This is a genomic window from Catonella morbi ATCC 51271, from assembly GCF_000160035.2.
GTDB classification, from domain to species: Bacteria; Bacillota; Clostridia; order Lachnospirales; family Lachnospiraceae; genus Catonella; species Catonella morbi.
The window spans coordinates 1,733-28,133 of record NZ_KI535369.1; the positions used below are offsets into that span (position 1 = coordinate 1,733).

Consider the following 26,401-nt stretch of genomic DNA (forward strand, 5'->3'; position numbering starts at 1 on the left):
CTTCGTCTGTGGTCCTCAACCCCAAGGATAAATCCTTGGTTTGGGCTTCGTCCCCTTTCGCTCGCCACTACTTAGGGATTCGATGTTTCTTCCTCTTCCTCCGGCTACTTAGATGTTTCAGTTCGCCGGGTTCCCTCCGTATGACTATGGATTCATCATACGGTGACAGAAGTTCTTTCTGCCGGGTTTCCCCATTCGGATACCTGCGGATCAATGGATATTTGCTCCTCCCCGCAGCTTTTCGCAGCTTATCACGTCCTTCTTCGGCTCCTGGTGCCAAGGCATCCGCCCTGCGCCCTTTGTAACTTGACCTGAGTTGAGATGGGAAGCAGGAAATGCCTAGCATTTCTGCGAGTGACCCATCTCAACTGTATTTTAGATAACTAATTATGGTTCTCTAATATGTTTAATACTGACTAGCGTATCAGCATTAAACTTTTTAATACATTGTTTTGTTCTCCTTTTTGTAAGACAAAAAAAAGAACGCTCGATGTTGTTTCATATCTAGCTGTATAATTTCTATTGAAATCATACTTGCTTGAATATTTTGTTCGGTATGCAGTTTTCAAGGTACATTTCAGGATACTATCCTGAGTGGAGATAAAGGGATTCGAACCCTTGACCCCCTGCTTGCAAGGCAGGTGCTCTCCCAACTGAGCTATACCCCCATAAATCTAGCAGCCACCTACTCTCCCACACCGTCTCCAGTGCAGTACCATCGGCCGCCCAGGCCTTAACCTTCGTGTTCGGGATGAGAACGGGTGTGACCCCTGGACGCATCGCCACTAGAAATATTAAGTTATCCTTTGATAACTAAACAGTGAAACAATCTCTACTTCTTCTTCCTTAGAAAGGAGGTGATCCAGCCGCACCTTCCGATACGGCTACCTTGTTACGACTTCACCCCAGTCACCAGACCTGCCTTCGGCAGCTCCTCCCTTACGGTTAGGCCACTGACTTCGGGCATTTCCGACTCCCATGGTGTGACGGGCGGTGTGTACAAGACCCGGGAACGTATTCACCGCGACATTCTGATTCGCGATTACTAGCGATTCCAGCTTCATGTAGTCGAGTTGCAGACTACAATCCGAACTGAGGCAGCCTTTCTGAGATTTGCTCCGGCTCACGCCTTCGCTTCCCTCTGTAACTGCCATTGTAGCACGTGTGTAGCCCCGGTCATAAGGGGCATGATGATTTGACGTCATCCCCGCCTTCCTCCGAGTTATCCTCGGCAGTCTCTTTAGAGTGCCCGGCCGAACCGCTGGCTACTAAAAATAGGGGTTGCGCTCGTTGCGGGACTTAACCCAACATCTCACGACACGAGCTGACGACAACCATGCACCACCTGTCTCTCCTGTCCCGAAGGACTACTGACATTACTCAGTATTCAGGAGGATCTCAAGACCGGGTAAGGTTCTTCGCGTTGCGTCGAATTAAACCACATGCTCCACCGCTTGTGCGGGTCCCCGTCAATTCCTTTGAGTTTCATTCTTGCGAACGTACTCCCCAGGTGGAATACTTAATGCGTTTGCGACGGCACCGAAATGCTTATGCATCCCAGCACCTAGTATTCATCGTTTACAGCGTGGACTACCAGGGTATCTAATCCTGTTTGCTACCCACGCTTTCGAGCCTCAGCGTCAGTTTTGGTCCAGCAGGCCGCCTTCGCCACCGGTGTTCTTCCTAATATCTAAGCATTTCACCGCTACACTAGGAATTCCGCCTGCCTCTCCCATACTCAAGTTTTACAGTTTTGGGAGCAGTCAGGGGGTTGAGCCCCCTGCTTCCACTCTCAACTTGCAAAACCGCCTGCGCTCCCTTTACACCCAGTAAATCCGGATAACGCTTGCCCCCTACGTATTACCGCGGCTGCTGGCGCGTAGTTAGCCGGGGCTTCTTAGTCAGGTACCGTCATCATCTTCCCTGCTGATAGAGCTTTACATACCGAAATACTTCTTCACTCACGCGGCGTCGCTGCATCAGAGTTTCCTCCATTGTGCAATATCCCCCACTGCTGCCTCCCGTAGGAGTTTGGGCCGTGTCTCAGTCCCAATGTGGCCGTCCGACCTCTCAGTCCGGCTACCGATCGTCGCTTTGGTAGGCTTTTACCCTGCCAACTGGCTAATCGGACGCGGGCCCATCCTATACCTGATTGCTCATTTCCCGATCAAATCATGCGATTTAACCGACTTATGCGGTCTTACCAGCCGTTTCCAGCTGCTATCCCCCTGTATAGGGCAGGTTGCCCACGCGTTACTCACCCGTCCGCCACTAAGAATTACAGGCTTCCATCCGAAAACTTCCGTCCGTAATCTCCGTTCGACTTGCATGTGTTAGGCACGCCGCCAGCGTTCATCCTGAGCCAGGATCAAACTCTCATAAAAAGTGTTTGCCTTTGTCAGAACAAGCTGACATTTATCATCTCTTGCTTATTCCGTTATCAACCGGCTAAAGTTGATAATTTTTACTGTTTATTTAAGGTGTATAAGTATTACTACTCATACGCGTTCGTTTGAATTTTCAAGATTGTCTCACTATTTAATTATCAAGGTTCTTAGATGCTTTTTGCCTTTCAGCAATTCAGCTTTGTTATTCTATCACATTGTTTGGCTCCTGTCAACACCTTTTTTTAATTTATTTTCAAAAAGGAACGGAGAAAGAGGGATTTGAACCCTCGCGCCGCTCACGCGACCTACACCCTTAGCAGGGGCGCCTCTTCAGCCTCTTGAGTATTTCTCCAAAAACTGAACAATGCGATTATAACTATTTAATTATATACATCCGACAAGCGAATGCATATATAAGTGTATCAAAAGAGAGAGTTAATGTCAACAACTTTTTTAAAATTTTATTAATTGTTTGCTCATTTAATACAATTTGTGGTTTGTACATAGTTTCTACCTATATATAGTATAAGTTAGAGTTATAAATTTAATTTATCTCCCAGCTGCTCTGATATAAATCTCAACTTTGTATATAGAGTGATAGCATTTTTATTATTCTCATTTACATATAACACTAGCTTTTTATATTTTTCTTTCAAAACTTTTGAAGCTAGCAGTGTTAGTTTTGTTGCAAGACCTTGTCTTTGACAGGACGGTAATGTGACAAGTGAAATGATATAAGGATAATCATCTTCCAAGCCTATTATAATTCCACTTGTTAATTCACCATTTTTACATATAATAAAACTTGCATCATCAATTCTCTCTCCGAACTTATCCGCCTTAATATCTTCAATAATTTCTTCCCAATCCTGCAAAGTTTCACCTTCATCATCCACAGAACCATGATAAGCACTGAGGTACAACGGTGCTAATTCTCTGCTATTATAATTTTTGAAATATCTCAAATCCTTGATACTATTATCATAATTTACATTTTCTAAATTTAAGTACATTTTTAATCTCATAATAAATCCTTAACTATTATTCTCTTTATTTTCAAATCTACAAACCGGGATTGTTTAAATGTATCTGCGAACCTCTTTTATATAATCTTCATAATTTTTTCCAAATTTTTCTAAACACCATCTCTCTTCCGAGACAATAATCCAGTGAGCAGAAATCTGGAAGATTAACACTACTATCAACATTATTAAAGACTGTGTTAATAAGGACATCCCTAAGAAGCAAACAAAATAAGCCACATACATCGGATTCCTTGAAAACTTATAAATACCATTGATATTTAACCCCTCATCATTCGGGAAAGCAAAACACACAACAGAAATTATACATAATAATATGCCTATCGTAAAGAGAAATAGTCCTAAGTAAAATTGAAGAGAAAAATCAATTTTTACTGATGACACTATTAAGCATATTAATAATATTATATTTGATGATTGATAGATGTAATACGCTGCTTTTTCAGATTTTTGTACTGGAGCAAAATATCCGGCTCGCTGTATAGCCTCCCTTTTTATGATAAACAGCAATCCAAATCTTACTATTAAGAATAATAACAATAGCCAAAACCCACTCATTTTAATACCTCTCTAAAAGTTAATATCAACAACTTTAAATTTATCATGGTCTTCACATAGATAAAATTACAATTTTTCCTTCCATTATTATCTCGATAAAAATTGGGTATCTTTTTTATATATTGCATATTAAATCCAAAGCAAGGTGTAATGCTCTGGAGTGTGACGAAATTCCCCAATTCCTTTCATCATGTTCAGTAACACTTGCAAGCGAATCCGCAGTAAAAAAGAATTGACCAAATGATGCTCCTCTTTTTTGTGAACACGCAGCAAGTGCAGCACATTCCATTTCGACAGCAGAACAGCCTTCATTTAATCTATACTGAACCATTTCCCTTGTTTCCCTGAAAAAACCATCTGTTGTCCAAGTTATGCACTCTTCAAATGGTATGTCTAATTTTTCAAAAAAATCCTTAATTTCACCAATCATTTTCCGGTCGATTTCAATATATCGTGATGGTGGTAAATAATGGAATGATGTTCCCTCATCTCTCAATGCTTTTGTAGGAATAAGGAATGCATTTTCTTTTATATCCCTCAGAACCCCACAAGAACCTGTTGCAATTATTTTCTTACAACCACAAGCAATCAGCCTGTCCAAAAGCTGGACGGACGCAGGTGCACCAATATTAGGACGGACAAGGCATATTCTTTGCCCTTTATACTCAATCACATATATATTTGTAGTTCTACAGCAATTTTCAAATTCTTCGGCAATTATTGCATTGCTACTCATTGCAAATTCATCTACACAGTCTCCTAAGAAAGCAAACACACACTTTTCCGGAAGTTTCAACTCTTCGCAACCATGATTTGGTTTAATTACCTCTATAGAAAAATTGTCATATTCAAGTATAGGAATTTCATTTTTTATTATCATCTTCAACATTCTCCTCCAAATATTAACTATTCATCAATTCATTATTAATTAATCTAAACGAGTGGGAAATAAAATTTGTCAAACCGGCAAATTTATTTTTTAAATCTACAAACCGATATTTAGTTATCAATCCTATAAACCATATCACCGGTATTCCAAATATACATGATTGCTGACACAGGCTCTTTTCCTTCTATCCAAATCCATCCTGTATATGTTGTATAATATCCAAAGTATCCTTCTATTAAAATTTCAAACTCTGCATTTGAATACTCTTCCATATACTCAATTAAACTTATGGCTTTTCCTGAAAAATCACCTTCATAAACTGTTCTATCAAATATTAAAATACTACATTCGTCTAAATCGCTGTCATAAAACAAAACTTCTCCTGAATATATTTTTTCTCCGTCTTTTGTATATTGAAATATTTTGTTAAGGTGTAATGTCAAAATATTGTTTCTAAATGTAATTTTCCTTATCTTACTATCATGTAAACTAAACAGAATATTGCTATTCCTGTCATGTATTAAATCCATCTTAACCCTCACTGATTTCAATTTATCTTTCACTGATTTCTCTGGCTAATCTACTCTTTGACAGTTTCCCATTTTTAATACGTTTCAATAAAACTAAAGGATTATAGCTGTAAGATAATCGTATTTTGTAATAGTTTATCCACTCAATTGCCGCAAAAGCCAGAATGAAAATTGCAGATATCATAACAGTAACATTGACATAATTAAGTATAATTATCGGAATACCAAGACATAATAAAAGAAAATCAACAATTTTAAGTATACTGTATACCTTTCTTGTATTTGTAATAGCAAATTGCGGCGTGGATAACCTCTTTAACAAAATTAACCAGAATATTGAGCCTTGAATAAGAATCAAACTTAGTAGGATCAACGGATATATGACAGAAATTAACATTTTTGTATTTATAAGCCACTTTTTGAAAATAAAAAAACATATCCAAAATGATATAACAGCCACAAGTTCCCCAGTCCATAATTTGGTAAGTTCGTGTTTTATCTTACTTTTTGGTGATTTCATGCTTTTCCTCTGTAAATATGTTAAATGTTGATTTTAATCCAGTTATCTAAAAAATCCATTTGTTCCTTTGTATGAAACCAATGTTCTCCACCACTCATAACCGTTATATTTGCATTTATTTTTTTGGAAAAATCAGTTATTGTACTAATTGATGTCATATTATCTTTTTCAGCATAAAGAATTTCAGTAGGTATATTCCAATGTATAGGATTTTTTCTTACATATGATAAATATTCCCAAGATAAAGCTTCTCCAAAAGGAGTTTCTATTTCTTTTTTTATGCTAAGTTCTTCTTCTGATACATTTGCCCGGGTCATCATATCTAAAATCAATCTTTCCATATCTACAATCGGTGATATTAACATGGCTTTTTCAATTTTTTTATCAGCTAAAGAAATTAGTGAAAAATATGCCCCTATGCTGTTTGTAATTAGGATAGTTTTATTATATTCAGGTATAATCGAATCAAAATAATCGGAAAACTCTGACTTAGCATCCCATGGGTTCTCTGATTTATAATCAAATCCTATAATATCAAAATCATCGTTAAAAAACTTTCTATAGTAATTTGCTTCTTCTGCATTTTCACCTTTTCCATGGACATAGACAATTACATTTTTCATTTATTACCTCGTCAAATTTATCTCAAACACCCAATATATTCCATAATCTTTCCATTCAAATCCTCCCATTTATCCACTAAATCAGGGCAAAATCCTGTTATCCCGTAGCTTATCATACTATAAAGTGCTATAAAACGATAAAAATCAGCGGATTTTTTGTCACCGGCAGCTTCATTTTTTTCTATTTCCTTTACATCACATACCGATTCAAAAGTCTGCCTGTTCAATATTTTTTGCATAAAAGCCCAGGCTTTTTCTTCAGTATCATTACTGTTCTTAGGAGTTGACCAAACTTTTTTCATTTGTTCTACTCTAAATTCTTTATCTGCTGTTTTTCCTTTCTCATTATATATATGTGCCTCCAGTCCCCATATAAACAGAATAAAATCCCATACATTGTAGTTAATCTTTGCAGGAATATCTATATTGGTCAGTTCACATACTTTTAAAGCATTCTCATCATCTCCTACAACATATAACCAATATGCCAGCTCGCATAAGTTGGTCACATCAGTACTGCTTGTAAATGAGCATTTCTTGATTAGCTTTTTACAAAGACTGATAATTTTCTTCTCCTTATGACTTTCCATAATTTCTTCAAATAACATATTTTACCCCCATTTCCCTATTAAAAATGCTAAGTCATGGTTTTACCTCTAACTTAGCATTTTCAAAATTTAATTTACTATCTTAGTTATCACTGTTTTCATCGGAATTTTCAGTAGTTTCTTCTTCTGCTGCTGCCTTATCATCTTCTCTTACCTTAGCTATCTTGGCTATCACATTATCTCCGTCTACATTCATAAGCTTAACTCCTGAAGTAATTCTTCCAAGAGTTGATATACTTTCCACAGCCATACGGATGATAATTCCGGCTTTTGTGATAAGCATAATCTCGTTATTGTCATTTACTGATTTAGCACCTATAACAAGACCTGTCTTTTCTACTATTTTGTAGCATTTTACACCCTTTCCTCCTCGGTGCTGGGTAGTAAATTCGGATATTTCTGTTCTCTTTCCGAGTCCGTTTTCAGAAACTATGAGAAGTTTAGCCCCCTGAGTATCAAGCTGCATTGCCACTATTTCATCAGTGTCATCTATGGTCATACCTATTACACCCATAGATGTTCTTCCTGTAGGACGCACATCTTTTTCATTAAACCTTATGCACATACCATTCTTTGTAACAAGGAAGATATCATTTTCATTGTTAGTCAGTTTAACTTCTATAAGGTCATCATCTTCTCTTAAGTTAATAGCCTGTAATCCGGTTTTTCTTATATTCGCATATTCACTGAGAGCAGTCTTTTTAACTATGCCGCGCTTGGTAGCCATAAATAAATATCCGTCAGTCTTTTCTTTTCTGATATTTATAACTGCCTTAACCTGTTCATCCGGTTGAAGCTGTAAGAGATTTACCATAGCTGTACCTCTGGCTGTACGGCTTGCCTCCGGTATCTGATATGCTTTAAGCCTGTATACTCTTCCCTTATTGGTAAAGAAAAGTATATAGTGGTGGGTTGTAGTCATCAGGAGATCTTCTATAAAATCTTCCTCTATGGTCTGCATACCCTTTATTCCTTTACCGCCTCTGTTCTGGCTTTTGAAATTATCGGTTGTCATTCTTTTGATATAACCCATATTGGTCATTGCAATTACGGTATTTTCATCAGGAATGAGATCATCATTGGTAATGTCTGAATCATCAGCCACTATCTGACTTCTTCTCTCATCACCGTATTTATCACGAATTACATTGATTTCTTCTTTTATTACACCAAGTAATTTCTTAATATCCCCTAAGATTTCCTTTAACTCTTTAATTCTTTCCTGTAAACTGTCATATTCGCCCTGAAGCTTTTCTCTTTCCAGTCCTGTAAGAGCCCTCAGACGCATATCCACTATTGCCTGAGCCTGCACATCATCAAGACTGAATCTCCCTATAAGCTTTTCTTTGGCTTCTGCAGTAGTCTTTGAACCCCTGATTATACTTATAACTTCATCTATATAATCAAGAGCCATAAGAAGTCCCTGTAAAATATGAGCTCTTTCTTCTGCTTTGTTAAGCTCGTACTGACTTCTTCTCCTTACTACATTTTCCTGATGCTCAAGATAGAAACCAAGCATCTGCTTAAGGTTCATAACCACAGGCTCATTATTTACAAGCCCGAGCATATTTGTACCGAAAGTAGTCTGAAGCTGGGTATGTTTGTACAGCTTTTTAAGGATAATATGTGGATTTACATCACGCCTTAACTCTATACAGATACGCATACCGTTTCTGTTTGACTCATCACGAAGCTCTGTAATTCCGTCTATTCTCTTGTTTTTCACCATATCGGCTATATATTCTATAAGCCTAGCCTTATTTACAAGATATGGAAGTTCAGTAACAACTATGCGGTTCTTACCATTTGCCATAGGCTCTATGTCGGTCACCGCACGAACTATAATCTTGCCTCTGCCTGTTCTGTAGGCTTCTTCTATGCCGGCTCTGCCTAATATATGTGCACCGGTAGGAAAATCAGGACCTTTTACTATTTGAAGAATTTCATCTATATCAGTATCTCTGTCTTCTTCCACTTTATTGTCTATAATCTTATTTACAGCATTTATAACTTCTACAAGGTTATGTGGCGGAATATTGGTAGCCATACCTACTGCTATACCTGATGCTCCGTTTACAAGCAGGTTAGGATATCTTGAAGGAAGAACCGTAGGCTCTTTTTCTGTTTCATCAAAGTTAGGTATGAAATCTACGGTATCCTTTTCTATATCTGAAAGCATTTCCACAGAAATTTTGCTAAGCCTTGCCTCTGTGTACCTCATAGCCGCTGCCCCGTCTCCGTCCACAGAGCCGAAGTTTCCATGTCCGTCTACAAGCATATATCTGGTAGACCAGCTCTGAGCAAGATTTACAAGGGCTCCGTAAATAGAACTGTCTCCATGTGGGTGATATTTACCCATGGTATCGCCGACAATTCTGGCACATTTTCTATGTGGCTTATCAGGAGTATTGGAAAGCTCCTTCATAGCATACAGTATTCTTCTTTGTACAGGTTTAAGTCCGTCCCTTACATCAGGCAAGGCACGTGACGCAATTACTGACATAGCATAGTCTATGTAGGAATCTTCCATAGTCTTTTTTAAGTCTACTTCATTAATCCTGTCAAAAATATTCTCGTCCATTGTATTTTCCTTTTCCTTACATTTTAACTTATAAAGATAAAATTCATCTTTTAAGCTTTTACTGTTCTAAAACAGTATTATACCACAAAATTTGATTAAATAATATACTTTTGGAAAATCTTATTTTATTATAAACCTGAATTAATATATAAAATTACACAAAGATGGAAAAGTTATACCTTAGATGAATGTACTGACGAATATATTTTTTTTGCAAGATAAGCGCTGTTATAGCTCTTTTATTTGCTATATTCTGTCTTATTTCCTCGTTATCCTGAAATACACTTAATATTTAATTACTTGTAATTCAGATTACGAAAAGTGGCTGTCGCTTTAACAATAAAAAAATGTTAAAGTACAGCCCCTTTACTTGAGTTTATACATATAATTATTTAACAGTAACCTTAACTTTCTTCTGCTTACCACTAGTTGATGTCACCATAATATAAGCTACTCCCTTCTTTTTTGCATTTACAGTACCCGCCTTTGAAACAGTAACTATATTTTTATTTGATGATGTCCACTTTAATGTATCTGTAGTTTTGCTTGGTGTCACTTTTGCTTTAAGCTTAAATCTTTCTCCTTTTTTTAAAGTTAATTTTGTTTTATTTAACTTAATATTCGTAGCTGGAACTTTAACCAAATATTTTATATCATAAGATAAATTTCCACTCATTTGATTGACAACTTTTATATAATAAGTTCCTTTTTTAAGAGTCATCGAATTAAAATTCATTCTATTCAAATTTGTAGTATTATCATGTTTCCAATCTTCTGCAGTTCTATCATGGTCGAGTTCTACCCCATTTTCATCTAACACATATACTGTTAATGAAATACTCTCATAAAAATCACCTTTAAAATTTAAATATGAAGTATATGGAAGTTCCACCTTATACATAAGCATTTCATCTCTATTTAGGTTTCCTCTTATTGTTCCACTATTATTAAAAGAATTAATCTTAGTATATTTTATGTACATATTTACAGGATAAATGTCTTTATCACTATTATTTAATATTTCAATATAATATTTTCCAGGAGTACACTGATAAACTAATGACAAATTATCTTTTCCTGTAATATTATTTTTCCCCCATTTTCCCTCATCTGTAGCAACTATCTTTCCATTATTATCCAAAATCTTAATCCATCCACCAGAGTGTGAATCAAAATCACCAGAAATAGCCAAAACACCAGTTTCTATAATATTTAACGAGTATAAATAATCTCCACCGCCCTCAACATTTACAGTAAATTGACTATTTAGAGTTATATCACCTTTTAAATCTGCTGCATATGTCCTATCTATACCAAATAGTGACACAAAACAACTACAAACTATTAATAACAAAGCCATCATTATAGATACACTTCTTCTAAACTTCATAATATCATCTTGTATGATAATCATAATATAATTATCACTTATTCCTTTCTTTTTAATATTGTAGTTATTGTACATTCAGATACCGTGGACTTTTGATTTTATACTATCGATTTAACTATTTAATTGAATTCTATTGCCACTACCATTATCTGAATTATTTATATACTTGATGTACTAAATATTTTTATTCCAATGAGTACCTATCTCAATCTAATCTATAATAACCGTTTTCAGATATAACAATATTTGATTTTACTAAATATTGAATTACATCATGACTTATGTAGACATTAATATTGCCAGTCTTAACAAATTTGCATATGCCATTTGTTATTATAAAATACTCATCAATCAATTCATATTCACAAATGATTCTGATACCTTACACCTGCTGACTTTCAAACTCTAAACATTAAACAAGACTAGCACCATTATAAATCTTGAGTTGAAGTCACACTACATCTACAACCTTTTTTATCTTAATATCAGTAGTTATATATCCAAATTCCTTACATACTTTGCATTCTGCTCTATAAATTCCCTTCTTGGCTCAACCTTGTCTCCCATAAGAGTGTTAAAGGTTAAATCTATCTCTGAAGCATTTTCTTCGTCCATCATAACTTTGAGAAGTACACGTCTTTCAGGATCCATAGTTGTCTCCCAAAGCTGCTCTGCATCCATTTCACCGAGACCTTTATATCGCTGAATCTTATTGTTGCTATCACGTCCGATTTCAGACATTATATTCTCAAGTTCCTTGTCATTGTAGGCATACCAGATTTTATTACCCTTTTCCACCTTGTAAAGAGGTGGCTGTGCAAGATAAACATGCCCCTGTTTGATAAGCTCCGGCATAAAACGGTATATAAAAGTAAGCATAAGAGTATCTATATGCGCTCCGTCTATATCCGCATCAGTCATTATAATAATTTTCTTATATCTTAATTTAGATATATCAAAATCATCATGAATTCCTGTACCAAAGGCAGTTATCATTGACTGAATTTCTTTATTTTCAAGGATTTTATCAAGTCTTGATTTTTCTACATTAAGAATTTTACCTCTAAGCGGAAGTATAGCCTGTGTAGCCCTGTCTCTTGCATCTTTTGCAGAACCGCCCGCAGAATCTCCCTCTACAAGGTAAATTTCACAGTTATCGGGATTTTTATCAGAACAGTCAGCAAGCTTGCCCGGAAGATTCATGTATTCAAGAGCTGTCTTTCTTCTGGTTAAATCTCTTGCTTTTCTGGCTGCATCCCTTGCTCTCTGTGCTAACAATGCCTTTTCGACTATCATTTTACCTACAGCAGGGTTCTGCTCAAGGAATATCATAATCTGCTCACTTGCTATGGTTTCAACTGCTCCCCTTGCCTCACTGTTACCAAGCTTTTGCTTAGTCTGTCCTTCAAACTGTGGCTCAGGAATCTTGATACTTACTATGGCAGTCATTCCTTCTCTGATATCTTCACCTGTAAGTGCAGGATCACTGTCCTTAACAAGCTTCATAATCTTGGCATATTCATTAAATGTCTTTGTAATGGCATTTCTAAATCCTGTAAGATGGGTTCCGCCCTCAGGAGTATTGATATTATTTACAAAGCTGTAGCAGCCTTCGTTATAACCGTCATTGTGCTGGAGTGCAACTTCTACCTGAACTGTACCCTTCTTTCCTTCACAATAAATAATTTTATCATAAAGTACAGTCTGATTTTTATTTAAATAACTTACATACTCCATAATTCCACCTTCATAGTGGAAGCTGTCTGTCTTTTTACCCTCTTCTCTTCTGTCCGTAAGGCTGATTCTAAGCCCCTTTGTAAGAAAAGCCATTTCTCTCAGACGATGTTTTATGGTTGAATATTCAAAAACTGTTTCTTCAAAGATATCTTTATCAGGTAAAAATGTAACTGTTGTACCATGTCTTTCTGTAGTTCCTATTTCGGTAAGCTCTGTAATTACCTTACCTCTTTCATAACGCTGTTTATAAGCCTTTCCGTCTGTTTCAACCAATACCTCAAGCCACTCGGAAAGTGCATTTACAACAGAAGCACCTACTCCATGGAGTCCTCCTGATACCTTATATCCGCCACCGCCAAACTTTCCGCCGGCGTGAAGCACTGTAAATACTACCTGAACTGCAGGCAGACCTGATTTTGAATTAATACCTACAGGTATTCCACGTCCGTCATCTACTACAGTTATAGAATTATCTTCGTTTATAAATACTTCTATATGACTGCACTCACCTGCAAGTGCTTCATCTACGGAATTATCCACTATCTCATATACTAGATGGTGAAGTCCTTTTAGAGAAGTAGAGCCAATGTACATACCCGGTCTTTTTCTGACCGCCTCAAGCCCTTCAAGTATTTGAATCTGATCAGCTCCGTATTCTGCACTCATTCTTTTACCTCGCTTTTATCTATTTTACCGCTGTTTATCTTGTATATCCTGCCATCGGCCTTTTTATTTTCAACAAATTCTTCAAGACCGGTACAGGTAATTATAGTCTGTATATCTCCTATACTTTCTATCAGATAATTCTGTCTGCTCCTGTCCAACTCTGAAAGTACATCATCCAAAAGCAAAATGGGATTATCTCCTGTCTTTTTCTTAAAAAGCTCTATTTCAGAAAGCTTAAGTGAAAGAGCCGTACTTCTCTGCTGTCCCTGTGAGCCGTATTTCCTCACATCATTTTTATTTATATAAAAAGTTATGTCATCTCTTTGAGGACCTGTTAAGGTAGTTTTCTGATAAATATCACTGTTTCTGCCTGATTTTAATTTATCCTTAAAATCTTCTTCGGTTACATTAGGATTATACTCTATCTCCAGTTCTTCCTTACCGCCTGTAAGTTTCTCATGGATTGGCTTTATTATTTCATTAAGCTCAGATATAAATTTTCTTCTGCTCTTTATAATTTCCAAGCCTGTACTTACAAGCTGTTCATCCCAAACATCCAGTGTATCTGAAAGTCCGGTGTCATAACTTATCTGTTTTAAAAGATTGTTCCTCTGTGTAAGTATTTTATTATATTTTGACAGATTATACAAATATATCTTCTCTATCTGGGAAAGCTCCATATCTATAAATCTTCTTCTCTCGGCAGGACCATCTTTAATCATACTGAGATCTTCCGGTGAAAAGAATATTAGCTGAACTATTCCGAATATATCAGCTGATTTATGAACAGGTATACCATCAACCGCAACTCCCTTGGACTTACTTTTTTTCAGATGCATGTCTATCTTTCTGTCCAGGTCATCTTTTTCCAAAATAATCCTGATATGAGCCTCGTCTTCTCCCAGTTTAATCATTTCTTTATCCTTGCTTCCCTTATGTGACCTTGTAGTGCCGGCAACATAGATGGATTCAAGGATGTTTGTCTTTCCCTGTGCATTATCTCCGTATATAATATTAAGTCCTTTATCAAACTCAATACTGATATTTTCTATATTTCTGAAATCATTAAGTGCCAGAGACTTAATTCTCATTTGCCTCAACCTTTATTTCTTCATTCTTAAATTTAATAATATCTCCCGGAACTATCTTTCTTCCACGCCTTGTATCTATCTGACCGTTTACATATACCAGACTGTTTTGAATGACATATTTAGCTTCTACTCCGTTGTCAACAAGACCGGCAAGTTTGATAAGCTGACCCAGTTTAATATTATCATCTTTTATTTTTATAACCTGCATAGATACCTCCTAATTTTGAGTTAAATATCTTCAGGATTAAAATTTACAGGAAGAATTATATATAAATAGCTTTCTTCTTTGTTTTTTATAAAGCATGGTGCCTTTGAATTAAAAAGATATATATCTATATTTTCATCTTCAACAACTTTTAATGCATCCATTATAAGAACAGGATTGAAGCCTATTAATATATCTTTTCCTTCTTTAACAAGCTCCATATCTGTATTCATATTTCCCACTGTGGTTTTTATACTGAGATTCATATTATTTTCGGTAATATTTAGAATTACAGGTTTCTTCTCCTTTTCTGTTATGAAAGGAAGGGCTGAATCCATGTTTTCAAGCAATTCTCTTCTGTTAATATTAATCTTTGTCTCGTAATCACTTGAAATCATTTGATCTACATTGTAAAATTCACCATCAATAAGTCTTGAGTTTACGGTAGTATTACTGAACTCAAAAACTATATGTTTATTTGAAAAATAAATTGTAACCTCATCTGCTATTTCACTTGAAAGAATTTTGCTTATTTCACTTAAAGTTTTACCCGGAACAACTGCCTTTATATTCTCATGTTCACCTTTAAGAGCTATTTTTCTGATAGAAATTCTATGTCCGTCAAGAGCTATAATTCTAAGATTATTGTTATTTATTTCAATTAATTCTCCTGTCATGACTTTCATATTTTCATTATTAGAAATTGAAAATATGGTCTGTCTTATCATTTCTTTAAGAGAAAACTGTGAAAGTGTAATACTCTTGATTTTTTCAATCTGAGGTAAAACAGGAAATTCTTCTATACTTTGACCTGATATTGTAAATACGGATTTACCGCATTTTATAGTAGCTTTATAATTATCATCTGTATTGATTTCAACCAGATTGTTAGGAAGTTTTCTTACTATTTCTGAAAAAAGCCTTGAGTTAAGTGCTATACTTCCTTCTTTTATAATTTCACCGCTTAAAATAGTTTCTATACCAAGTTCCATATCATTTGCAATCAACCTGATACTGTTTTCCATTGTTTTAATTACAATACATTCAAGTATAGGCAGGGTAGTTTTAGTTGAAATAGCCTTTATTACAATATTGATACTTTTAATTAAATCACTTTGATTTATCTTTATTAACATGAAGTTCTCCTTAGTTGAAGATTTTTGGCACCCGGGTGGATAATTTCTATATAAATATAATATATACCTAGTAGTAGTAGGGAATGTGGATATGGTCATAAGCTAAAAAAAACAGATAAAATCAGTATTTTCAGTATTTTATAAGGCTGTGGAAAATAAAAATTATCAAAATATGCTATTCACAGCTTAAAAACAGGCTAATCCACTTTATCCAAAATTTATCACAAAGTTATAAACAGTTTTTTAAGAAGAAATGAGCTTGGTTATTACATCTAATTTATTTGATAAATCATTCTTATTTGCCTTCTTTTCAGCTTCCAAATCTTCTTCTATCTTCTTAATGCCATGAACTACCGTAGAATGATCCTTCTTCCCAAGCTTTGATGCTATCTCTTTTAGAGAAGCAGGGGTAAGCTGTTTGCACAGATACATAATAATCTGTCTCGGATATGCCACATTATTGCTTCTGTTTGTAGAGCAAAGCTGATCTATGGAAAGTTCATAATGGCTTGCAACCACATCTATAATACTGTCTATTGTTATTACATTTTTAGTATTCGGATTTATTATATCTTTAAGGGCATTTTTAGCTATATCGAGAGTGGCCTCTGTATTTACATTTACAAGCTTGTTAAGGGCAGTTACCTTTTTATATGCGCCCTCTAACTCTCTTATATTTGAATTTACATTGGTAGCTATATAGTCGAGGATTTCATCACTCAGATTCTCATTTTCAAGTTCACAACGCTTCTTTAATATAGCCATTCTGGTTTCATAGTCAGGAGGGTTGATTTCAGATAACATACCGCTTCCAAACCTTGACTTTATTCTGTCCTCTATATCTGTAAAATCTTTAGGAGGGCGGTCTGAGGAAATTATGATACGCTTTCCTGCCTGATAAAGTTCATTGAAGGTATGGAAAAACTCTTCCTCTGTACGCTCTTTTCCTATAACAAACTGAATATCATCAATAAGGAGTGCATCTATATTACGATATTTTTTTCTGAATTCTTTAGATGCAAGCACACCTTCCTTTATGGCTTCAATAACCTCGTTTGTAAATTGTTCACTGGTGACGTAGAGAACTCTTGCATCTGCCTGATTTTCAAGTATGTAATGAGCTATAGAGTGCATAAGGTGAGTCTTGCCAAGTCCTACTCCTCCATATATAAATAGAGGATTCCAGTTTGTACCCGGATTTTCTGCAACAGAAATAGCAGCTGCAGTAACAAGACGGTTATTATCTCCAACTACGAAGGTATCAAAAGTATAGTTGGGATTAAGGTTTGCACTTGCAGCCCTTTCTCTGAGCTGATTATTTTCACTTTTTTCAGTATTATAACTATCAAGTTCTTCCTTTGAAATGAATTTAAGGTTATAGGATTTACCCGTAACAGCTTCTATGGAATTCTTTATAAAAGTATGGTACTTTCCTTTTATATAAGAATCATTGTGCTGATAAACATCATCATCCAATAAGATAGTAACGTTATTATCATCTTCATCATAAACCTTAAGCGGTTTAATGAAGGTTGTAAATATTACAGGCTTTATTTCAAAGTCATTTTTAAGCATTTCCAGTATGGAATCCCAGTTTTCACTAACTAATTGTTTCATAAGACAAAATTACTCCTTTATAAAATAACATTCTATCTCAAAACAGAGAAAAAAACAACCTGTATAAGTTCAAATTGTTAAGATAACAGCTTGTTGAAAACAGGTGTAATTTTATGAAGTTATCCAACTTATCCACAAAATTATGTTGATAAGTTGTGGAAACAGAGTTAATTATATGGGTATAAAGAGGGTTATCAACAGTTGTAGAATAAAATTATGAACATATAATATAGCAGTAGAAACCAGTAAATATAATAAATATTAAAAAAGTATAAACTTATCCACAACTTATAAACAGAGTGTGGATAAGTGAGTAGACAATAGTAGACTAATTGTTGATAAGTACATTATTATATATTCTATATTGGTAGAATGAGAAAAAAGAAAGTTTTTCTTGATTTTTAGCTAACATGCTGATATTATCCCGTTTTCGACAGTTAAAAAATATTAAAAGGCGTAAACCCTTGAAAATTAAAGGATATTACGCCTTTTTAAGTGCTGTAAAAATGTTGTATCCAAAGCTTATCTTAAAATTTTTTACGACATTTTTTATTAAGGTCTTTCGGTAGAAAATTTTTACGGTCAAGACCAAGGGCGAAAACTCCTTCCAGTGCTGTCAGTGCTTTGGAACCGGTATATTGTGACACATATGCCATGTCGGATATATTTGCAATCTGCATATTCTGCATTGTTTCAACTATGTTCCGTGTTGTGAGGTGGATTTCTTTACTGAATGAATTCAGTTTGACTTCCAGTAACCTGTAAATCAGTAGGGCTGTGTAACAAATCATGAAGTGAGCAATTATTCTTCCTCTGTTCCTGTGGAAGTACGGTCTTGATGAAAAGTCTGTTTTAAGTATCCTAAAGCAGTCTTCAATCTGATATCTCTGTTCGTTTATTGCGATGATATCTTTGACATCGTCATCTAAATTTGTTGCTATGGCGTAGAAACCGTCATACTTTTCCTCTTCACGGATTCTGTCATTGTCAATTTCGTATGTGATTTTATCTTTACCAACTTTCTTTATAAAGCGCATTACGTCATTTGGCCCTTTCTTGTATTCATCAGGATCCATTTTATCAAGGATTGACTTTGCTCTTTCGATCTGACGGTTTCTGATAAATCTCTGATATTCCATACTTTTTCTTGAAAACGTTATAATTACATGCTGCTTCAGGCATGCCTTGGATTTTATCTTTTTTATTTTACCGTTTTGTAATATTTTTTCCTCATAAAGCCCTACATCTAAGAGGGTGCTTGCTTCGATAACCTTATAAATCTTATCGTTGTAGAGGCTTATGTTATTGGCGTCCTTCTTGTCAAACCGCTTCATTGCCGAAATTGTAAGGGGCTTATCATCAGAAAGGCGTCTATAGCCATAGTCATTAAATACTGCTTGTTTAAGGGTATCGGAAAGTTTCTTAACTGACTGTGTCACAACGAAAGCTCTGCCGCCCATGCTGTTAAAGTTCCTTATGTGGTATGAACCGAGTCCGGCATCAGCGCAGTAAATGAATTTTTTATTCTTACCATTAAACATTTTGATAAGCTCTTTTTCAAGGGGAATGGCAGTTGTCTGCTCATTTGTATTTCCCGGAGCTAAGCACATTGAAACAGGAATTCCGTCAGTATCCATAAAAAGCCCCATCTCTACAAGAGGGTTCGGTTTATGGTCTATAGCAAAACCGAATTGTCTCAAACCTTTCATAACCTCACCGGTGACTTCGTCAACATATTCCAAATCCTGAGTTTCAGCTTCACAGTAGTAATTGGTGCAGTCGTAATAACAAACGGTGGTATTTCGTTTATGTATTTTGCCACTTTCCCTAAAAAGATGAGAAATGTACTCATCGAAGTTATCATAGAGCAAATCCATAGTCCTCAGGATGTGCTGATAACCAAAATCGGGTTCCTCATAAAATTTGCCAAGCTTTTCAAAGCTTCCAAGTTTTGAGTCCGGGTCAAGTATCCTTGAGTAAGTCAGAAATCTGTTGACCAAATCGGGATTAAATGAGATTTTTCTATTTTCAGTTATTTGGTCAAAAAACTTATCAACCTCAAGAAGGCTGTATAAATGTTGAAGGTAAAGATAGCCTATGTTTTTGAGTGTGCTTTCGGATGTCTGTACATTACGATGCTTTACCCTTTCAGTGAAATCAAGACGAATCTCCAGCTTCGCCTGCTTAGTATTATTCACTTTCTCGTTATACCGGGCGACATAGTCTTTTGCATATGCCAAAGGGTTATCCGTGATGTTTAGAGGTTCCGAATGTTTACCAATTTTCTCAATATTTTTAGTTGTGGTTTTATTGCCATTTCTGATTCCCATCTGAACATAGTAAGTTGGATCAATGGCTTTTGTGTTATATCCTAATTTCATAGAAATATTATATCACACTTTTTAATAAAATACAACAGTTACAACAAATATATTATTTTAATTTGACAAAGAAATATATTAAAAAAAGCCCATTTTTCAATGGACTTGATGATTTTGAGCTATATATTACAAGGCATTAACTGTTGAACTCCCGGGTAGAATGAGAAAAAAGAAAGTTTTTCTTGATTTTTAGCTAACATGCTGATATTATAAGGGTTGATTGTATTTAATCGCTAAATTCGAGTGAGTTAAGGAGGTGTACCAAATGAAGATGACATTCCAGCCTAAGAAGAGGCAGAGATCAAAGGTTCATGGATTCCGTAAGAGAATGAAGACAGCTGATGGCAGAAGAGTATTAGCTAGAAGAAGAGCTAAGGGTAGAAAGAAATTATCTGCATAATCGGTTACAATAACAATAAGGACACAGGCCTTGCCAGTGTCCGTTTGTTTATCAAGGAAAAATATGTTACCTAATTCGTTGAAGAATTCGAGGGAATTCAAAAGAGTTTATGATTTTGGAAAATCCTATGCCAACAAATATCTGGTTATGTACGTATATAATAATGAAACCGAAGAGAACAGAATAGGTATATCGGTTAGTAAAAAAGTTGGCAACAGTGTTATCAGGCATAGAGCAACCAGATTGATAAGAGAAAGCGTAAGGCTTAACGAAGAAAAGATTAGAAAAGGTTATGATATCGTTATTATAGCAAGAGGAAGTATTAAAGATAAGAAATATAAAGATGTAGAGAGCGCCTATATTCACCTTTGTAAATTACATCATTTGCTTCACAATGAAAGAGATGAAAAAGATTGATAAAGAAATTTCTTATATATTTAATAAAAATTTACAAAAATCATATATCTCCTTATAAAGGGGGCCCGGTGTGCAGGTTTATTCCATCCTGTTCAACCTATGCCGTTCAGGCTATTGAAAAGTATGGAGCCTTAAAGGGCTCTTATTTGGCTGTAAAGAGAATTATGAGATGTCATCCTCTGTCAAAGGGCGGTGTCGATTTTGTACCTTAAAGAAAGATTTAGGAGGACGGTAGTTTGATCCAACAAGTATTTGCACTTACACAGTATAATGGTGCTATAGTAGGACCTATTGCAAGGATACTTGCATACATAATGAATGGGATTTATGCAGTATTTTCAGCGATTGGAATAGAAAATGCGGCTATATGTATTTTATTATTTACTTTTATAATGAGAGCTTTGATGATGCCTATGTACTATAAGCAACAAAAAGTAGGAAAGCTCACTTCAAGAATGACTCCTGAGCTTCAGGAAATTTCTAAGAAATATAAGGGCAAGCGTGACATGGAGTCACAGAGAAAAATGCAGCAGGAAACGCAGGCAGTTTATGAGAAATACGGATCAAATCCGTTGTCGGGATGTTTACCGGTTCTTATTACTTTGCCTATAATGTTTGGTCTTTACAGAATAGTTCAGAGTATGCCTGCTTATATGCCTGCTATCAGAAACTTATATGAGAGCATTGCCACTCCTCTTATGGAGCAACAAAATTATGCAAATGTATTAACAAAAATAGCTAACAGTAATACTGTAAAATTAGTTACAGAAGGTGATAAGAGTGTTATATTAAACTCTGTTATAGATGTACTTGCTACTTTTAATCATGATAAGTGGGAAGCACTTAAAACAAGTTTTAGCGGTATATCAAATGTAATAGCTGCTAATTCGGCTGAAATAGAACATATCAACAGTGTTTTCGGACTTTTTTCAATATCGGATGTACCGGGATTTGCTAAACCTCTTACCTTTATAGTTCCTGTGCTTGCAGGTGTATTACAGTTTATAAACGGTAAGCAGATGATGAAGAACCAGCCACAGACAAATACTAATGATCAGGCATCGGCTATTAATAAGAATATGATGAACTTCATGCCGTTTATGCAGGCTTTCTTCTGTATTACCTTTCCTATAGGTATTGGTGTGTACTGGATTGCAGGTAGTATATTTATGATAATCCAGCAGTATTTCTTCAACAAGTTACTTAAAAATGTAGATGTAGATGAAATGATAAGAAAGAATCAGGAAAAGGCTGCCAAACTCCGTGCTAAAAGGGGAGAAGCACCTGTAGCTGAGAAATTTAACCAGTTTGCAAATACTTCGACAAAATCAATAGCAACCACAAATACAAAGAATATTAATGAAGATTCATCGGAAACTTCCAAGAGTGTTGAAAAGGGCATTACAATAAAAACAAAAAATAATTATAAGATTACGGATTATAAAAAGCGTGAAGGTGAATATAAGGCTGAGAATATTGCAGATGTAGCCAATATGCTAAAGAGAGATTAAGTATTGGAGGGTAGATTATGAGTAATGAATGGATTGAAATTTCAGCAAAAACAGTTGACGATGCTATAACTGAAGGTCTTATAAGACTAGGTACAACCAGAAATAAGATGGATGTGGAAGTACTTGAAAAGGAAAGCTCAGGATTTTTAGGTTTTTTCGGCAGACATGATGCAAAGATAAGAGTAAGGCTTAAAGAGGTTAAGCCTGCTCCTGTACCGGAAAAAAAGACAGTTAAAGAAGAAAAGTATGCTCCTGCCAAAAGTAATGTTGAAACTAAGACAGAAGAAAAGCCTGTGGCCGATATTCAGAGAAAGCCTAAAAAGAAATGTGATGAAATTGAGAAGAATGAACCTGTATCTGCCGACAGACAGGAAAAGGCGAAAGCTGATGCGGTTAAATTCCTTACAGATGTATTTAAGGCTATGAAGCTTGAAGCTGTTGTAAATGTGGAATTTGATGCTGCTGAAAATGAACTTTCCATAGATGTAAAGGCAGAGGATATGGGTGTGCTTATAGGAAAGCGCGGACAGACTCTTGATTCTCTCCAATACATAGTAAGCCTTGCAATAAATAAGGACAGCAACGAATATGTAAAGGTTAAGCTTGATTCAGAAAATTATAGATTAAGAAGAAAAGAAACTCTTGAAAACTTAGCCAGAAACATAGCTTCTAAAGTAAAGAGAACAGGCAGACAGGTTTCACTTGAGCCTATGAACTCATTTGAAAGAAGGATAATTCATTCTGCTCTTCAGGGTGATCCTAATTGTGAAACCTTCAGCGAAGGAAATGATCCTTACCGTAAGGTAGTGGTTAAGCCTAAGAATGAAGGCAGAGGTTATTATAACAACAGATATAACAAGGGTTATGGCAAGAAGCCTTATGGAAGAAAGCCATATCATAAGAATGGTTATCATAAGGACTATACCAAAAAGTACGAAAGAGAAGATTATGCTGACAAGGCAGATGTAGAAGAATAATCCAAAATTATTCCCTGTAGAACCGGATAAATGGTTTTACGGGGATTTTGTTGTTTATGGGAGAAAATTGTGATAGTATGTGGTTAGGAGTTTATAAAAAACAAAAAATGTTCCGAAATGGGAATATTATTGTAAATTTAAGGAAAATATTCTATAAATGGAATAATTACATATTCAAGTAAAAAATCTGATTGAATGGTTGTTGGAGGATGGTATAAAATATTAAATTTTAAGAGAAGAGTGGAGTAATAATTATGAATGATACAATTACAGCGATTTCTACGGCAGTTGGGAATTCAGGAATAAGTATAATCAGAATTAGCGGAGATGAAGCCTTTGATATAGCCGGAAAACTTATGAAATTATCTTCTACTGATGTAGAGAAAATAAAAACCCATACTATAAAATATGGACATATATATAATGAGGCAGGCATAGTGGACGAAGTTCTGGTTTCATTTATGAAGGGACCAAAGACTTATACAAGAGAAGATGTGGTAGAAATAAACTGTCATGGCGGTGCATTTATAACCAAAAAAGTACTTGAAACTGCAATAAAAGCAGGTGCAAGACCGGCAGAACCCGGTGAATTTACAAAAAGAGCCTTTCTTTCAGGAAGAATAGACCTTACACAGGCGGAAGCAGTTATGGATATCATAAGGGCAGACAGCGATTATGCCATAAAGAGTGCAGGCAGAAGGTTAAACGGCGGAATAGGTGACAAGTTAAAGCCTGTAAAAGACAGCATTTTGACTGATATGGCTTATATAGAGGCAGCTCTAGACGATCCGGAGCATATGTCACTTGACGGAAAAGCGGAAGAAATAAGAGAAAATGTAATTAATAATATAAATGCTCTTAATAACATTTTGGAAAATGCAGGTAAAGGCAGGATAATTAAAGAGGGTATTAAGACTGTAATAGTTGGCAAGCCTAATGTAGGCAAGTCTTCATTTCTTAACTATATTTCGGGGGAAGAAGTAGCTATAGTTACGGATATTCCGGGTACAACCAGAGATGCCCTGCTTCAAAATGTAAGTCTTGGGGATATCTCACTCAATATTGTGGATACGGCAGGAATCAGAGAGACTGACAATGAGATTGAGAGAATGGGAATAGAGAGGGCGAAGGAGCATCTAAGTGATGCTGATCTTGTGCTTATGATAATAGACGTATCTAAACCGCTTTCTACAGAGGATAAGGAGCTGTTGGCTGAAATAAAATCAAAAAAGACCGTACTCATATTAAATAAAACAGACCTTGAAAGAGGCTTAACCGATGAGGAATATAAGGAATTTTCAGAGTTTAATCTTGTTGAAATTTCAGCAAAGAAAAGGATTGGAATAGAAAGACTGACTGAGATTATCAAGGAAATGTTTTTTAATGGGGAATTAGACTTTAACAATGAAATTTATCTTTCTAATCTTAGACAGGAAGGTGCTATAAGAAGGGCAAAAGAAAGTCTGAATATGGTACTGGAGTCTATAGATTCGGGAGTTTCAGAGGATTTTTATACTATTGACCTTATGAATGCTTATAATGCCATCGGAGAAGTTACCGGAGATACGACCAGTGAGGACTTGGCTGATAAGATATTTAAAGATTTTTGTATGGGGAAGTAATCTGAAAAATAGGTTGTGTTCTTAATATTTTGGACAAAGTTTACAATTATAACATATAAAAATTGTATATTTTATACAATGATTCTAAGTATATTTGACATAAAAACAAAAAATACTCTTGATAACTATAGGAAATTTGTTATTTTTTTGATATAATATACCTATATTTATAAAACAAAAGGGGGAAAGTTTATGTTTAAAGTGTTAAATGAGATTAGGAAAAATTGTTGGGAATACCGCAAGATAATTAGAATTATTTGTGGTATTTTAGTATTTGCAGGTATTTCAGTTAAAACTGCATATAGCGAACAACGCACAGAAGATATTGCAAATAATCTTGTAGAGACAAGAGAGGTTTTGCCCGAAAACGAAGGCAAACTTATATTTATTTCAGGGACTCCTACAATTGAAAATGATGGTGTTATTATCGATAAGGAGGCTAATCTTCAGGTAAAGAATGCGATTGACTATGATAGAAGAGTACTTCAGCATGTCTATGTAGAGAAATCAAAAGAAGTAGTTATTGATAAGGGTGAAGATAAGGTATCTACTCATGATGATAAGAAAAAGACGGTTTATTATGTTGAACATGAATATATTCCTGCTGCTGCTGATAGAGAAGATGAGATAAGTAATGGTGGACATGTTTATAAAAATCCGCCAAAGGTGAATTTGAATGGATATTTTAAAATGAATAATCTGTGTTTTGGAGAATTTAAGCTTAAAGATGATGTAGATGTTTTAAAATATGCTGAGACAAAATTAAGAGGGTTTACTGAGGAAGAAATAAATAAAAACTGTCAGGATTATATAACAAGTCTTGGAGCGGATTTTAAGGTATTGCCAAGGGAAAATAATGAGTATGCCTATATTTCAAATGGTGATAAACTTGGAAATATTCATGTAGCTTTCTATTATACAACCTTAGAAAGTATAAAGCCGGTTACTGTTATCGGAAAACAGGAAGGTAATAGTATTATATTTGACAATTCTTTTGACTTAGCAAAACAAGAACATGTTTATGAGGGAATCTTATCTAAGGACGATTACATAAAAAAACTGTCAAAAGGGGATGCATCCGCCAGAAAGGGAGGAACTATTGCACTTGTTATAGGTGTTATAGGAATTTTATCAACTCTTGGTGGCAAAGGTTTTAAGGGAAAGTGATTTGTTCAATCAGAATTTTTGAGCAAATGAAGAGGTTATAGATATGCGTATGTATTGTAAAAATATCACAACAGTAAAAAGTAAAACAACACATGTTGTAAATTATAATAATTGTATTATTGTTGTAAAAAATGTTCCTTGTCTTGAATGTGAACAGTGTGGAGAAAAATATTATACAGATGAAGTTGCAGAAAGATTAGAAATGATTGTAGATACAGCTAAAAAAATGATGCAGGAAATTACTGTAATTGATTATCCACAGGTTGCTTAGAGAATATTGTTTTAGGAGATGGTATGTACTTCATCTCCTTTTTATGTATCTTGAGAAAAAATAAAATAATTATT

23 protein-coding genes, 2 tRNA genes and 2 rRNA genes are annotated in these 26,401 nt (G+C 35.1%); 9 read left to right on the forward strand and 18 right to left on the reverse strand.

All coding sequences use genetic code 11. From position 1 onward, the window contains the following. Nucleotides 1–595: 595 nt before the first annotated feature. The 11 genes from GCWU000282_RS10480 to gyrA all read right to left on the reverse strand — a co-directional run bounded on the left by GCWU000282_RS10480 (nt 596) and on the right by gyrA (nt 9,739). Nucleotides 596–668, reverse strand: a tRNA-Ala gene (locus GCWU000282_RS10480). Nucleotides 669–672: 4 nt separating this feature from the next. Further along, nucleotides 673–790: ribosomal RNA gene (rrf, locus tag GCWU000282_RS10485) — 5S ribosomal RNA — on the reverse strand. Between the two features lie 60 nt (nt 791–850). Further along, nucleotides 851–2,384 (reverse strand): 16S ribosomal RNA (locus GCWU000282_RS10490). A 267-nt stretch (nt 2,385–2,651) separates the two neighbouring features. Next, nucleotides 2,652–2,739, reverse strand: a tRNA-Ser gene (locus GCWU000282_RS10495). Nucleotides 2,740–2,923: 184 nt separating this feature from the next. Continuing rightward, nucleotides 2,924–3,412, reverse strand: coding sequence for a GNAT family N-acetyltransferase (locus tag GCWU000282_RS10500; protein ID WP_023355094.1), 489 nt, complete (start codon nt 3,410–3,412; stop codon nt 2,924–2,926). 54 nt (nt 3,413–3,466) lie between these two features. Beyond that, complete coding sequence (locus GCWU000282_RS10505; RefSeq protein ID WP_023355095.1) at nt 3,467–3,988, reverse strand: methyltransferase family protein; 522 nt, start codon at nt 3,986–3,988, stop codon at nt 3,467–3,469. 115 nt (nt 3,989–4,103) lie between these two features. After that, on the reverse strand, nt 4,104–4,868 hold the full coding sequence (locus GCWU000282_RS10510; protein ID WP_035040560.1) for a nucleoside phosphorylase: 765 nt from the start codon (nt 4,866–4,868) through the stop codon (nt 4,104–4,106). Between the two features lie 119 nt (nt 4,869–4,987). Continuing rightward, nucleotides 4,988–5,407 carry a hypothetical protein gene (locus tag GCWU000282_RS10515; protein ID WP_035040762.1) on the reverse strand — a complete coding sequence of 140 codons (420 nt, stop codon included), beginning with the start codon at nt 5,405–5,407 and terminating at the stop codon, nt 4,988–4,990. Between the two features lie 540 nt (nt 5,408–5,947). Further along, nucleotides 5,948–6,550 (reverse strand): alpha/beta hydrolase family protein, encoded by a 603-nt coding sequence (locus GCWU000282_RS10525; protein WP_023355100.1) that lies wholly within the window; start codon nt 6,548–6,550, stop codon nt 5,948–5,950. Nucleotides 6,551–6,567: 17 nt separating this feature from the next. Then, entirely contained in the window at nt 6,568–7,158 is a 591-nt protein-coding gene (locus GCWU000282_RS10530; protein ID WP_023355101.1) for a DUF6707 family protein, read from the reverse strand. 82 nt (nt 7,159–7,240) lie between these two features. Then, nucleotides 7,241–9,739: a DNA gyrase subunit A gene (gyrA, locus tag GCWU000282_RS10535; protein ID WP_023355102.1), complete on the reverse strand. Its 2,499-nt coding sequence runs from the start codon at nt 9,737–9,739 to the stop codon at nt 7,241–7,243. Between the two features lie 117 nt (nt 9,740–9,856). Between gyrA and GCWU000282_RS17650 the strand changes: the two genes are divergently transcribed. Next, nucleotides 9,857–9,961 (forward strand): DUF6199 family natural product biosynthesis protein, encoded by a 105-nt coding sequence (locus GCWU000282_RS17650; RefSeq protein WP_408605514.1) that lies wholly within the window; start codon nt 9,857–9,859, stop codon nt 9,959–9,961. A 166-nt stretch (nt 9,962–10,127) separates the two neighbouring features. On the opposite strand, the gene GCWU000282_RS15980 is transcribed toward GCWU000282_RS17650, so the two are convergent. From GCWU000282_RS15980 to GCWU000282_RS10570, 7 genes are all read right to left on the reverse strand, one after another. Beyond that, complete coding sequence (locus GCWU000282_RS15980) at nt 10,128–11,129, reverse strand: Ig-like domain-containing protein (protein WP_242828954.1); 1,002 nt, start codon at nt 11,127–11,129, stop codon at nt 10,128–10,130. A 492-nt stretch (nt 11,130–11,621) separates the two neighbouring features. Beyond that, nucleotides 11,622–13,532 (reverse strand): DNA topoisomerase (ATP-hydrolyzing) subunit B, encoded by a 1,911-nt coding sequence (gene gyrB, locus GCWU000282_RS10545; protein ID WP_023355104.1) that lies wholly within the window; start codon nt 13,530–13,532, stop codon nt 11,622–11,624. Continuing rightward, a complete protein-coding gene (gene recF, locus GCWU000282_RS10550) occupies nt 13,529–14,623 on the reverse strand; it encodes a DNA replication/repair protein RecF (protein ID WP_023355105.1) in 1,095 nt (364 codons plus the stop codon). Before recF ends, gyrB begins: the two co-directional genes overlap by 4 nt. Continuing rightward, nucleotides 14,613–14,831: an RNA-binding S4 domain-containing protein gene (locus GCWU000282_RS10555; RefSeq protein WP_023355106.1), complete on the reverse strand. Its 219-nt coding sequence runs from the start codon at nt 14,829–14,831 to the stop codon at nt 14,613–14,615. The genes recF and GCWU000282_RS10555 overlap by 11 nt, the downstream gene beginning before the upstream one ends. A 20-nt stretch (nt 14,832–14,851) precedes the next feature. Further along, nucleotides 14,852–15,964 (reverse strand): DNA polymerase III subunit beta, encoded by a 1,113-nt coding sequence (gene dnaN, locus GCWU000282_RS10560; protein ID WP_023355107.1) that lies wholly within the window; start codon nt 15,962–15,964, stop codon nt 14,852–14,854. A gap of 243 nt (nt 15,965–16,207) precedes the next feature. After that, nucleotides 16,208–17,581: a chromosomal replication initiator protein DnaA gene (dnaA, locus tag GCWU000282_RS10565; protein WP_023355108.1), complete on the reverse strand. Its 1,374-nt coding sequence runs from the start codon at nt 17,579–17,581 to the stop codon at nt 16,208–16,210. 527 nt (nt 17,582–18,108) lie between these two features. Then, nucleotides 18,109–19,962, reverse strand: a complete 1,854-nt coding sequence (locus tag GCWU000282_RS10570) for an IS1634 family transposase (protein ID WP_023355109.1) — start codon at nt 19,960–19,962, stop codon at nt 18,109–18,111. A 265-nt stretch (nt 19,963–20,227) separates the two neighbouring features. Between GCWU000282_RS10570 and rpmH the strand changes: the two genes are divergently transcribed. The 8 genes from rpmH to GCWU000282_RS10610 all read left to right on the forward strand — a co-directional run bounded on the left by rpmH (nt 20,228) and on the right by GCWU000282_RS10610 (nt 26,327). Continuing rightward, a complete protein-coding gene (gene rpmH, locus GCWU000282_RS10575) occupies nt 20,228–20,362 on the forward strand; it encodes a 50S ribosomal protein L34 (RefSeq protein WP_023355110.1) in 135 nt (44 codons plus the stop codon). A 63-nt stretch (nt 20,363–20,425) separates the two neighbouring features. Then, on the forward strand, nt 20,426–20,779 hold the full coding sequence (gene rnpA, locus GCWU000282_RS10580) for a ribonuclease P protein component (protein WP_023355111.1): 354 nt from the start codon (nt 20,426–20,428) through the stop codon (nt 20,777–20,779). After that, complete coding sequence (yidD, locus tag GCWU000282_RS10585; protein ID WP_207637290.1) at nt 20,776–20,991, forward strand: membrane protein insertion efficiency factor YidD; 216 nt, start codon at nt 20,776–20,778, stop codon at nt 20,989–20,991. The genes rnpA and yidD overlap by 4 nt, the downstream gene beginning before the upstream one ends. Before the next feature lie 24 nt (nt 20,992–21,015). Beyond that, on the forward strand, nt 21,016–22,290 hold the full coding sequence (locus GCWU000282_RS10590; protein WP_023355113.1) for a YidC/Oxa1 family membrane protein insertase: 1,275 nt from the start codon (nt 21,016–21,018) through the stop codon (nt 22,288–22,290). A 17-nt stretch (nt 22,291–22,307) separates the two neighbouring features. After that, complete coding sequence (gene jag, locus GCWU000282_RS10595) at nt 22,308–23,267, forward strand: RNA-binding cell elongation regulator Jag/EloR (protein ID WP_023355114.1); 960 nt, start codon at nt 22,308–22,310, stop codon at nt 23,265–23,267. 251 nt (nt 23,268–23,518) lie between these two features. Next, nucleotides 23,519–24,889, forward strand: a complete 1,371-nt coding sequence (mnmE, locus tag GCWU000282_RS10600) for a tRNA uridine-5-carboxymethylaminomethyl(34) synthesis GTPase MnmE (protein ID WP_156913136.1) — start codon at nt 23,519–23,521, stop codon at nt 24,887–24,889. A 192-nt stretch (nt 24,890–25,081) separates the two neighbouring features. Beyond that, a complete protein-coding gene (locus tag GCWU000282_RS10605; RefSeq protein ID WP_023355116.1) occupies nt 25,082–26,056 on the forward strand; it encodes a TMEM43 family protein in 975 nt (324 codons plus the stop codon). Nucleotides 26,057–26,099: 43 nt separating this feature from the next. Further along, on the forward strand, nt 26,100–26,327 hold the full coding sequence (locus GCWU000282_RS10610; protein WP_023355117.1) for a type II toxin-antitoxin system MqsA family antitoxin: 228 nt from the start codon (nt 26,100–26,102) through the stop codon (nt 26,325–26,327). Nucleotides 26,328–26,401: the final 74 nt, after the last annotated feature.